General features: G+C 40.4%; 1 protein-coding gene and 1 pseudogene. Both read right to left on the bottom strand.

Features of this window, described 5'->3' with window-relative positions:
- Positions 1–200: pseudogene (locus J8M01_RS23770) on the bottom strand (IS3 family transposase); the annotation flags it as partial.
- A 32-nt stretch (positions 201–232) separates the two neighbouring features.
- Positions 233–499, bottom strand: a complete 267-nt coding sequence (locus J8M01_RS23775) for a transposase (protein ID WP_119859932.1) — start codon at positions 497–499, stop codon at positions 233–235.
- Positions 500–569: the final 70 nt, after the last annotated feature.

A 569-nucleotide genomic window follows, 5' to 3' on the forward strand; every position in this document is an offset into this window, starting at 1 on the left:
TTATTCCAAGGTTTACCCTTGTTGCGAAGCCTTTTAAATAGTTTGGGCAGCCCCCATCTTTGGTGACGCTCGACCAATGCTAACAATGCGTCGATAACTTCATCATCTGATGGCCGTTTATGTTTGTAATAAAAAACTGAGCGGCTTAGCCCAGCCACTTCACAAGCAAATGCGACGCTGACGTTAAATTGAGTTCTCAAATGCTCAACCCAAGCTCTGCGCCTACTTGTCTTTACAGCTTTTTTGCAATGATATCCTCAAGCATCGAGTGCTTTAAGCTCAGCGTTGCAAACATATCTTTTAGCTTACGGTTTTCTTCTTCAAGTTCTTTAAGGCGTTTAACATCAGACGCTTCCATACCACCATATTTTGAGCGCCATTTGTAAAATGTGCTTTGGCCGATGCCATGTTTACGGCAAATTTCAGGCACTGGAATACCTGATTCAGCTTCTTTGATCATGCTGACAATTTGAGTTTCGGTGAACTTACTTTTTCTCATCGTAAATTTTCCTATTTTAGTTAATGGAAAATTCTACTTATGAACTGTTTCATTTTTTGGGGGAGTTACA

Origin of the sequence: Pseudoalteromonas sp. MMG005, assembly GCF_018101015.1 — a bacterium.
Classification (GTDB): domain Bacteria; phylum Pseudomonadota; class Gammaproteobacteria; order Enterobacterales; family Alteromonadaceae; genus Pseudoalteromonas; species Pseudoalteromonas aurantia.

Excerpts from the sequence above, each read along its gene's own strand:
- J8M01_RS23775 (WP_119859932.1), bottom strand. The coding sequence starts at position 499 with ATGAGAAAAAGTAAGTTCACCGAAACTCAAATTGTCAGCATGATCAAA.